Genomic DNA, 9,987 nt, shown 5'->3' with positions numbered 1-9,987 from the left:
GCGATGGGCTGCGTAGCAGCCCCCGTTGACGCTATCTGGCAGGTATCAGGCTTTGCCTGGTATTCCATATTTGCGCAGGCGCTGCGCAATGGCGGTATGTGAAGTTTGCAAGCGCCCTGCCAGTTGCCGCGTCGATGGGTAGCTTGCGTACAGGCGTTGCAGCAACTCGCGCTCGAAATCGCCTACGGCCTGTTCCAGGCTGGCCACTTCGCCGTCCTGGCCACGGGCCACCGAGGTGCCGGCGATGTCCAGGTCACCGATATCCACCAGGTTGCCCTCGCAAATGGCTGCGGCGCGGAATATCACGTTCTGCAGCTGGCGCACATTGCCCGGCCAAGGGTTGGCCAGCAGTGCCGAATGGGTGGCCGGGGTCAGCCGGCAGGGTGGGCGCTGGATCTGCGTGCAGGCCTGCTGCATGAAGAAATGCGCCAGCATCAGGATATCCTGGCCACGGTCGCGCAGCGGCGGCACTTGCAGGTTGAGCACGTTAAGGCGGTAGAACAGGTCTTCGCGGAAGCTGCCTTCGGCGACCATGCGCTCCAGGTCGCGGTGGGTGGCGCTGATGATGCGTACATCCACCTTCACTTCGCGGTCGCCACCCACCCGGCGGAAGCTGCCATCGCTGAGAAAACGCAGCAGCTTGGCCTGCAGGTATGGCGACATCTCGCCGATTTCATCGAGAAATACCGTGCCCTGGTTAGCCAGTTCCATCAACCCGGGTTTGCCGCCCCGTTGCGCGCCGGTGAAGGCGCCTGGGGCGTAGCCGAACAATTCGCTCTCGGCCAGGCTCTCGGGCAGCGCAGCGCAGTTCAGGGCCAGGAATGGCGCTGCGTGGCGGCTGCTGATGGCGTGGCAGGCGCGGGCTACCAGTTCTTTGCCGGTGCCGGTTTCGCCATGCACCAGCAGTGGTGCATCGAGTGCCGCCACGCGCAGGGCGCGGGCCTTGAGAGTGCGGATTGCCGGTGATTCGCCGAGCAAGGCATCGAAGCCTTCGGCATGGTCGTGGTGCAGGGCCGAAAGGCGTTCGCCCATGCGTGTAGGGGGGTATAGCGTCAGCAGGCCACCGGCGTTGGTGATCGGCATGGCGTCCAGCAGCAAGCTCTGGCCGTTGAGCTGCATCTCGCGCATGGGCAGGTGGAAGTTGTTGTCCAGCAGGGCCTGCAGCAGCGCCGCGTCACCGAACAGTTCACCCACCGAGCGCCCAGCTGATTCGCGGCCGCACAGTTCGATCAGCGCCGGGTTGGCCAGCAGCACCTTGCCGGCACTGTCCACGGCCAGCACCGGGTCGCTCATCGCCGCCAGCAGGGCATCGAGCTGCAGGTGCCGGCGTTGGCCTGGGAGGATGTCGACCACGTCCACCGATTGCACGCCCTGTACCTCGAACAGCGCGTCGTGCAGTTCTTCGAGCACGGCAGGGCTGAGGGTAGGGGCGTCGATGTAGACGTTCGGCGGGACCATCTCCACGGCGTCCAGGTTGAGGTTGCGGGCACCGAGCAGGGCGAGGACTTCCTGGGTGATGCCGACGCGGTCGATGAAGCTGACGTGGATGCGCATGGGGGACGGTGAAGTGGTGGCCGGGGAGGGCGGTAGTATGCCTCAACATCGCCGGGGCCGCTTTGCGGCACTATCGCGACGCAAGGCCGCTCCTACAGGTCCCAAAACTTGCGCGATCCCTGTAGGAGCGGCCTTGCGTCGCGATGGGCTGCAAAGCAGCCCCCGGATCCTGAAATCACTCCAGATGTTCAGGCTTGATCGGATCGCCCGATTTCACATCCAGCTTTTCGCGAATGTCCGCGAACATATGGTCATAAAGCTTGTGCGGCGAACTCAGGTTTTCGAATTTCTTCGGTGACGGCAGGTACGACTGCGCCCTTCGGCTCAGCTGCATCAGGAAGCTGGGCAACACTTGGTCCTTGGCCAGGAAGAACTTTTCTTCCACTGGCTTGCCTTCGATGCTGCCATGCATCTTGAACTGGATGCCTCTGCCTTCCTTGGGGTCCGACACTGCCTCGTATTCGATGTTCAAGTCATAGCTGTGGTCGTTCTGGTTCAGCGCAGTGCGCTCGATGTGTACATGACCGGGCTGGTACTGGGCCATGGCAAGCTCCTTTGGAAGGTCGAAAATGGCGGGCGCTGACGCCCGCCCACTGCATTCAACGGTAGCTGATCCCCGGCTTGGCGGTGGAAACCCGCGTGCCGGCGGTGCCTTTGACGATGTCTTCGATGTTCTCCAGCGAACTGATCACTGCCACTTTGCCGGTGTTGCGGGCAAAGTCGCAGGCTGCCTGCACCTTCGGCCCCATGGAACCGGCGGCGAAGCCGAGGCGTTCGAGTTCGTCGGGGTGGGCCTGGGCAATGGCCTTTTGCGTGGGCTTGCCCCAGTCAACATAGGCGGCATCGACGTCGGTGGCGATTATCAGTAGGTCGGCGTCCAGCTGCTCTGCCAGCAGGGCCGAGCACAGGTCCTTGTCGATCACCGCCTCGATGCCCTTCAGCTTGCGGTTTTCATCGTACATGGTGGGGATGCCGCCGCCGCCGGCGCAGATCACGATGCTGCTCTTTTCCAGCAGCCACTTGATCGGGCGGATCTCGAAGATGCGCTTGGGTTTCGGGCTGGCCACCACACGGCGGTACTTGTCGCCGTCGGCCTTGACCACCCAACCCTTTTCCTTGGCCAGGCGCTCGGCCTCTTCCTTGCCATAGACCGGGCCGATGAACTTGGTCGGGTCCTTGAAGGCGGGGTCGTTGGCGTCCACTTCGACCTGGGTCAGCAGGGTGGCGAACGGCACCTCGAATGCCAGCAGGTTGCCCAGTTCCTGTTCGATCATGTAGCCGATCATACCCTCGGTCTCGGCACCCAGCACGTCCAGCGGGTAGGCCTCGTCGGGCTTGTAGGACAGGCCTTGCAGCGACAGCAGGCCGACTTGCGGGCCGTTGCCGTGGGCGATGACCAGTTCGTTGCCTGGGTGGATCTTGGCGATCTGTTCGGTGGCGGTGCGGATATTGGCGCGCTGGTTGTCAGCGGTCATGGGCTCGCCGCGACGCAGCAGGGCGTTGCCGCCCAATGCAACAACGATACGCATGGGGAATGTCCTTTGCGGATATAGGGTGAGCGCCTCAATCCAATGTGGGAGCTGGCTTGCCGGCGATCATCGGCGAAGCCGATGCCAGGCACCGTGTTGCCTGCATCGCCGGCAAGCCAGCTCCCACAGGATCGAGGTGGTTGTCAGAGGTCAGCCAGTGTCGATACCAGGATCGCCTTGATCGTGTGCATGCGGTTTTCCGCCTGCTCGAAGGCGATGCAGGCCGGCGACTCGAAGACGTCGTCGGTCACTTCGATACCGTTGGCCAGGTCCGGGTACTGTTCGGCGATCTGCTTGCCTACCTTGGTTTCAGAGTTGTGGAACGCCGGCAGGCAGTGCATGAACTTGGTCCGCGGGTTGCCGGTGGACTTCATCAGCTGTGCATTCACCTGATACGGCTTGAGCAGCTTGATGCGCTCACCCCAGGCTTCGATCGGCTCACCCATCGATACCCACACGTCGGTGTGCACGAAGTCCACACCCTTGACCGCGGCAACCGGGTCTTCGGTGAGGGTGATGCGCGCGCCGCTTTCCTCGGCGTACTTGCGGCAACGCTCGACCAGGTCATCATGCGGCCACAGCGCCTTGGGCGCGGCGATGCGCACATCCATGCCGAGCTTGGCACCGATGAGCAGCAGCGAGTTGCCCATGTTGTTGCGGGCGTCGCCCAGGTAGGCGTAGCTGATGTCGTGCAGCGGTTTGTCGCTGTGCTCACGCATGGTCAGCACGTCGGCGATCATCTGGGTGGGGTGGTATTCGTCGGTCAGGCCGTTGAACACCGGTACGCCGGCGAACTTGGCCAGTTCTTCGACGATTTCCTGCTTGAAGCCACGGTACTCGATGGCGTCGTACATGCGCCCGAGCACGCGGGCGGTGTCCTTCATGCTTTCCTTGTGGCCAATCTGCGAGGAGGTCGGGTCGATGTAGGTGACATTGGCGCCCTGGTCATAGGCGGCCACTTCGAAGGCGCAGCGGGTACGGGTAGAGGTTTTTTCGAAGATCAGCGCGATGTTGTTGCCTTTCAGGTGCTGTTGCTCGGTGCCGGTGTACTTGGCGCGCTTGAGGTCGCGGGACAGGTCCAGCAGGTAGCGCAGCTCGCGGGTGGTGTGGTGTTCCAGGCTGAGCAGGTTGCGGTTGTGAATATTGAACGCCATGACAGCTTCTCCTTGGATTCGGTAGTGTCCCGGCCGGTGCGTTGTGGGCCCGGCCGGGTGCAATGGTCGTTAGTAGTCGATCGGGTCGCGCACGATCGGGCAGGTCATGCAGTGGCCGCCGCCCCGGCCCCGGCCCAGTTCGCCGGCACTGATGGTGATGACTTCGACACCTGCCTTGCGCAGCAAGGTATTGGTGTAGGTATTGCGGTCGTAGCCAATGACCACGCCCGGCTCGATGGCCACCACGTTGTTGCCGTCATCCCACTGTTCGCGCTCGGCGGCAAAGCTGTTGCCTCCGGTTTCGACCACGCGCAGCTTGACGCCCAGTTGTTCGCCCACCACTTCGATGAACGACTTGTTGATGCGGCGCACGTCCATGCCGTAGGGCTTGCTTTCATCCGGGCGAATGATGAACGGCACGATCTCTTTGACCACTTCCGGGAAGACCGTGACCAGGTCGCGGTCGCAGAAGCTGAACACGGTATCCAGGTGCATGGCGGCGCGCGATTTCGGCAGGCCCGCGACGATCACTTCCTTGACGGCGCCCTTGGCGAACAGGTTCTGCGCCAGTTGGCCGATGGCCTGGCGCGAGGTGCGCTCGCCCATGCCAATCAGCACGATGCCCTTGCCGATCGGCATGACATCGCCGCCTTCTAGGGTGGACTGGCCGTGGTCCTTGTCCGGGTCACCGTACCAGACCTGGAAGTCGGCGTTGGTGAACTGGGGGTGGAACTTGTAGATGGCGGTGGTCAGCAGGGTTTCCTGGCGTCGCGCTGGCCAGTACATCGGGTTGAGCGTGACGCCGCCGTAGATCCAGCAGGTAGTGTCACGGGTGAACTGGGTATTGGGCAGCGGTGGCAGGATGAAGCTGGAGTGGCCCAGGTAGTCGTTGTACATCTTGACCACTTCGGCACCCTCGCTCTGCGGCAGATCCTGCCCGGCAACGCCGCCAATCAGGAACTCGGCGAGGTGGCGTGGCTCGAGGCCTTCGAGCCAGCTGCGTACTTCGTTGGTCAGGCCCACGCCGACGGTGTCCGGGGTGATCTTGCGATCGAGGATCCACTTGAGTGCCTCGGGTTGCTGGACGATGTCGGTCAGCAGGTTGTGCATCTCCAGCACATCCACGCCACGCTCGCGCATCTTGGTGACAAAGTCGAAATGGTCACGCTTGGCCTGGTCGACCCAGATCACGTCGTCGAACAGCAGCTCGTCACAGTTGCTCGGCGTCAGGCGCTTGTGCGCCAGGCCCGGCGAGCAAACCATCACTTTGCGCAGTTTGCCGGCTTCGGAGTGGACACCGTACTTCTGTTTTTCAGCGGACATGATTTCATTCCTCCAGTTGAACGAAGACGTGGGTCAAAGAGTCAGGAAGCCGTCGTACAGGCCAAAGGCTGCCACCAGGGCGCCGATGACCACGGCTGCGAAGATCAGTTTTTCCACGTTGGTGAAGACAGGTTGGCCAACCTCACGCTTGGCCTTGGCGAACAGGATTGCGCCAGGTGCGTAGAGCAGGGCCGAGAGCAGCAGGTATTTCACGCCGCCGGCGTACAGCAGCCAGATGGCGTACAACAGGGCGATACCACCGATCACCAGGTCCTTCTGCCGTTCGGCCAGGGCCTGTTCGTAGGTTTCGCTACGCACTGCCAGCAGCACGGCATAGGCTGCCGACCACAGGTAGGGCACCAGGATCATCGATGTGGCCAGGTAGATCAGCGACAGGTAGGTGCTGTTGGAGAACAGCGTGATCACCAGGAAGATCTGTACCATGGCGTTGGTCAGCCACAGGGCGTTCGCCGGTACCTGGTTGGCGTTCTCGCGGCGCAGGAATTCCGGCATGGTGTGGTCCTTCGCGGCGGCGAACATGATCTCGGCGCACAGCAGCACCCACGACAGCAGTGCCCCGAGCAGCGAAATGATCAGGCCGACGCTGATCAGCACCGCGCCCCAGTGGCCGACCACATGCTCCAGCACGGCAGCCATCGACGGGTTCTGCAGTTTGGCCAGTTCCGGTTGGGTCATGATGCCCAGCGACAGTACGTTGACCAGCACCAGGAACAGCAGCACGGTGACGAAGCCGATGACCGTGGCCTTGCCCACGTCAGAGCGTTTTTCCGCCCGCGACGAGAAGATGCTCGCACCCTCGATGCCGATGAACACCCAAACGGTGACCAGCATCATGTTGCGCACCTGGTTCATCACACTGCCAAGCTCTGGCGTGCCAACCGCCCAGATGTCAGCAGTGAAGATGTCGAGCTTGAAGGCGAACAGGCAGATCAGGGCGAACAGCAGCAGCGGCACCACCTTGGCCACGGTGGTGACCAGGTTGATGAACGCCGCTTCCTTGATGCCGCGCAGCACCAGGAAGTGCACTGCCCACAGCAGCACCGACGCGCCGATGATGGCGGCCGGGGTGTTGCCTTCGCCGAAGATCGGGAAGAAGTATCCCAAGGTACTGAACAACAGCACGAAGTAGCCGACGTTGCCCAGCCAGGCACTGATCCAGTAGCCCCAGGCCGAGGAGAAGCCCATGTAGTCGCCGAAACCGGCCTTGGCATAGGCATACACCCCGCCATCCAGGTCAGGCTTGCGGTTGGCCAGGGTCTGGAACACGAACGCCAGGGTCAGCATGCCGACCGCGGTGATCGCCCAACCGATCAGCACAGCGCCAACCCCTGCGCTGGCAGCCATGTTTTGCGGCAGCGAGAAGATCCCGCCACCAATCATCGAACCGACGACAAGTGCAACTAACGCGCCGAGCTTTAGTTTTCCGGATGAATCAGACATTTAACAACTCCTGCCAGGAGAAAGTTGACGACAGCGTAAATCCGACGCCGCTGCCATTCGCTGACTTGGGTCAGTTCATGGCGACGTGAAGTAGGAAAATTCCTTCACGGAGCTCCCGGAGAGTGCCGACAACTTTTGCTGCAGGCCTTGCACGCTGGCACCTCCATGTCCTTCTAGAGCAAACGCTCTGTTCAGCCTGCGAAGCTTGAAGCTAGCCTCTTTTGCCGCTTTCGCAAATTTTTCACAAGAATTTCGAGCTTTATCGGGCCCTTCTCTAGTTGCTCGCGAGCTGCTAGTTTTTACTCGAAGCGGGCATAGACAAAGCAGTTATTAGTGCTATAGCTTCATTGGTCCGGATCATTATAAGTAACGCCATCTATATGGACGGCATGGCTGTTTCAAACCCATGACAGCGCGTTAAAAAAGGAAAGCTCATGAGCGAACCGGGACAAAAGCTGCGCCTGGGTGCGCTGATCGCGTTGGTGGTCGGCTCGATGATTGGTGGCGGGATATTCTCTTTGCCGCAAAACATGGCGGCGCGTGCCGATGTGGGGGCAGTGCTGATCGGTTGGGGTATCACCGCGATCGGCATGCTGGCCCTGGCTTTTGTGTTCCAGACCCTGGCCAACCGCAAGCCTGAGCTGGACTCGGGGGTGTACGCCTACGCCAAGGCCGGCTTTGGTGAGTACATGGGTTTTTCCTCAGCCTGGGGCTACTGGATCAGTGCCTGGCTGGGCAACGTCGGCTATTTCGTGCTGCTGTTCAGCACCTTGGGGTTCTACTTCCCGGTGTTTGGCGAGGGCAACACGCCAATTGCCATCGGTTGCGCGTCGCTGCTGCTGTGGGCGGTGCATTTCCTGGTGCTGCGCGGCATCAAGGAGGCGGCGTTCATCAACCAGGTGACCACCGTTGCCAAGGTGGTGCCATTGCTGATCTTCGTGGTGATAGCGGCATTCGCCTTTCGCGCCGATATCTTCACCCGTGACATCTGGGGTCTGAGCAACCCGCAGTTCGGCAGCGTGCTGGAGCAGGTGCGCAACATGATGCTGGTGACTGTGTTCGTGTTCATCGGCATCGAGGGTGCCAGTGTGTATTCCGGGCGCGCCCAGCGCCGCTCGGATGTCGGCAAGGCCACCGTGATCGGTTTCCTGGGGGTGCTGGCGCTGCTGGTGCTGGTCAATGTGCTGTCGCTCGGGGTGATGACCCAGCCGGAACTGGCCGGGCTGCAGAACCCGTCACTGGCTTCGGTGCTGGAGCATATCGTCGGGCCCTGGGGCGCCTTGCTGATCAGTATCGGCCTGGCGGTTTCGCTGCTTGGCGCGCTGCTGTCCTGGGCGTTGCTGTGCGCCGAGATCCTCTTTGCCACGGCACGGGACAAGACCATGCCGCGCTTCCTGGCCCAGGAAAACGCCAACCATGTGCCGGCCAACGCCCTGTGGCTGACCAACTGCATGATCCAGGGCTTCCTGCTGATCACGCTGTTTTCCGCCGGTACCTATACCAGCCTGATCTACCTGGCGTCGTCGATGATCCTGGTGCCCTACCTGTGGTCGGCGGCCTACGCCGTGCTGTTGGCGGTACGTGCAGAAACCTACGACGGGCAGCCGGCCTTGCGCCGCAAGGACCTGCTGGTAGCGCTGATTGCCCTGGTATATGCGGTGTGGCTCTTGTACGCCGGCGGGCTCAAGTACCTGTTGCTGTCGGCGCTGCTGTACGCGCCGGGCGTTATCCTGTTCGCCCGGGCCAAGCATGAGCAGGGAAAGGCCTTGTTCACTGCCTGGGAAAAGCTGATTTTCGCCGCCGTGCTGGCCGGCGCCGCCCTGGCGGCCTATGCCCTGTACTCAGGGCTGCTGAGCTTGTGACCGGACAGGGCAGGGGGCGTGCTCCGGGCGGGACCAGATCCACAGGTTGCCCAGGGCCATGCCGGCAATGGCCAGAAACACCGGCCAGCGGTGTTCCAGGAACGTCAGCATCAGGCCCGCGCACAGCAGCATGCTGAGGGTCGCGCTGACCTTGGCCCGGCGCTGGATAACCTTGCCATTGCGCCAGTTGTGCAGGATCGGCCCGAACAGCCGGTGGTTCTCCAGCCAGGCAGACAGGCGCGGTGAACTGCGCGTGGCCGCCCAGGCGGCCAGCAGGATGAATTCGGTGGTCGGCAGGCCGGGGATGACGATCGCGACCAGGCCAACGCCCAGGCTCACGTAAGCCAGGAGTGCATACAGCAGGCGGGCAAGTTTCGAGCGGGCGGGTCGGGTCATGGTCTCATTGCATAAAGCGGTTCGGCCACCGGTAGGGTGGCCGGATACGGTGTGTCAAACCAGCGCGGCATCCGCAGCGTAGGCGTGCTTGAGCAGTTCGGTGAAGCGCTCGAAGGCAGCAACTGCGCCGCGTTCGGCAGCGGTGTCCTCTTCGGTGGACAGGGCCAGGCCATCCAGAATGCGGGTGAACTGCTTCCAGCCTTCAGCACGGCCGCCGGCCGGTTCACCCAGGTGTCGAGCACCGAAGTTGTCGGACAGTCCCAGGGCCACGGCACGCTTGATCAGAAACGCAGCGCCCAGTTTGGAGCCTTCGGAGACGAAGATCCAGCCCATTGCCTCGCCCAGGCTCGGGTTGCGCAGGGCCCCCGGCACGGCTGGCGGTACTGCGGTGTCGAGGTCGGCGAGGTCCAGGCGGGCCTGTTCGGCACGGCAGCGCTCGGCCAGGTCGGGGACGATGGCGATCAGTTGCGGGTCGTTGTACAGAGCCTGCAGCTCGGCCTGGAACAAGTACTGGGCGGCCACGAAGCGGGCGAAGCTTTCGCGGCTGTCGAAAGGGGCGTGGGAACTGACCAGTGCATCCAGTTCGGCATGAGGGGTGTGGGTGATCTGTTTCAGGCGCTGGGAGCGCAGGGCTGGGCGGTCGGTCATAGGGCATTCCTTGGAAAAAAGGGCGTCTAGAGACAAGACGAACCAGTGGGGATGGAACAG

At 62.4% G+C, this 9,987-nt stretch carries 9 protein-coding genes; 1 reads left to right on the top strand and 8 read right to left on the bottom strand.

The genetic code is table 11. From position 1 onward, the window contains the following. Positions 1 to 45 precede the first annotated feature (45 nt). From ACK1U9_RS11960 to arcD (ACK1U9_RS11935), 6 genes are all read right to left on the bottom strand, one after another. The gene (locus ACK1U9_RS11960) at positions 46 to 1,554 is read right to left on the bottom strand and encodes a sigma-54-dependent transcriptional regulator (RefSeq protein ID WP_108480955.1); all 1,509 of its coding nucleotides are present in this window, start codon (positions 1,552 to 1,554) and stop codon (positions 46 to 48) included. A gap of 175 nt (positions 1,555 to 1,729) precedes the next feature. Beyond that, entirely contained in the window at positions 1,730 to 2,098 is a 369-nt protein-coding gene (locus tag ACK1U9_RS11955) for a DUF5064 family protein (protein ID WP_046616971.1), read from the bottom strand. 55 nt (positions 2,099 to 2,153) lie between these two features. Continuing rightward, positions 2,154 to 3,083 carry a carbamate kinase gene (arcC, locus tag ACK1U9_RS11950; RefSeq protein ID WP_003257953.1) on the bottom strand — a complete coding sequence of 310 codons (930 nt, stop codon included), beginning with the start codon at positions 3,081 to 3,083 and terminating at the stop codon, positions 2,154 to 2,156. Between the two features lie 143 nt (positions 3,084 to 3,226). Beyond that, entirely contained in the window at positions 3,227 to 4,237 is a 1,011-nt protein-coding gene (locus ACK1U9_RS11945) for an ornithine carbamoyltransferase (RefSeq protein ID WP_046616970.1), read from the bottom strand. 69 nt (positions 4,238 to 4,306) lie between these two features. Then, positions 4,307 to 5,560, bottom strand: coding sequence for an arginine deiminase (gene arcA / locus ACK1U9_RS11940; protein ID WP_046616969.1), 1,254 nt, complete (start codon positions 5,558 to 5,560; stop codon positions 4,307 to 4,309). A 33-nt stretch (positions 5,561 to 5,593) separates the two neighbouring features. After that, positions 5,594 to 7,021 (bottom strand): arginine-ornithine antiporter, encoded by a 1,428-nt coding sequence (arcD, locus tag ACK1U9_RS11935; RefSeq protein ID WP_046616968.1) that lies wholly within the window; start codon positions 7,019 to 7,021, stop codon positions 5,594 to 5,596. Positions 7,022 to 7,455: 434 nt separating this feature from the next. On the opposite strand from arcD (ACK1U9_RS11935), the gene arcD (ACK1U9_RS11930) reads away from it, so the two are divergent. Beyond that, entirely contained in the window at positions 7,456 to 8,883 is a 1,428-nt protein-coding gene (gene arcD, locus ACK1U9_RS11930; protein ID WP_046616967.1) for an arginine-ornithine antiporter, read from the top strand. Here the strand turns inward: arcD (ACK1U9_RS11930) and ACK1U9_RS11925 are convergent. Continuing rightward, positions 8,863 to 9,279 carry a YbaN family protein gene (locus tag ACK1U9_RS11925; RefSeq protein ID WP_108480956.1) on the bottom strand — a complete coding sequence of 139 codons (417 nt, stop codon included), beginning with the start codon at positions 9,277 to 9,279 and terminating at the stop codon, positions 8,863 to 8,865. The genes arcD (ACK1U9_RS11930) and ACK1U9_RS11925 overlap by 21 nt on opposite strands. A 54-nt stretch (positions 9,280 to 9,333) precedes the next feature. Next, positions 9,334 to 9,927 (bottom strand): biliverdin-producing heme oxygenase, encoded by a 594-nt coding sequence (locus ACK1U9_RS11920; RefSeq protein WP_046616964.1) that lies wholly within the window; start codon positions 9,925 to 9,927, stop codon positions 9,334 to 9,336. Between the last annotated feature and the right edge of the window lie 60 nt (positions 9,928 to 9,987).

It is taken from the genome of Pseudomonas sp. XP1 (genome assembly GCF_053557675.1).
The sequence above is the reverse complement of the archived record's forward strand: the minus strand, read 5'-3'. Positions and strand labels throughout refer to the sequence as shown.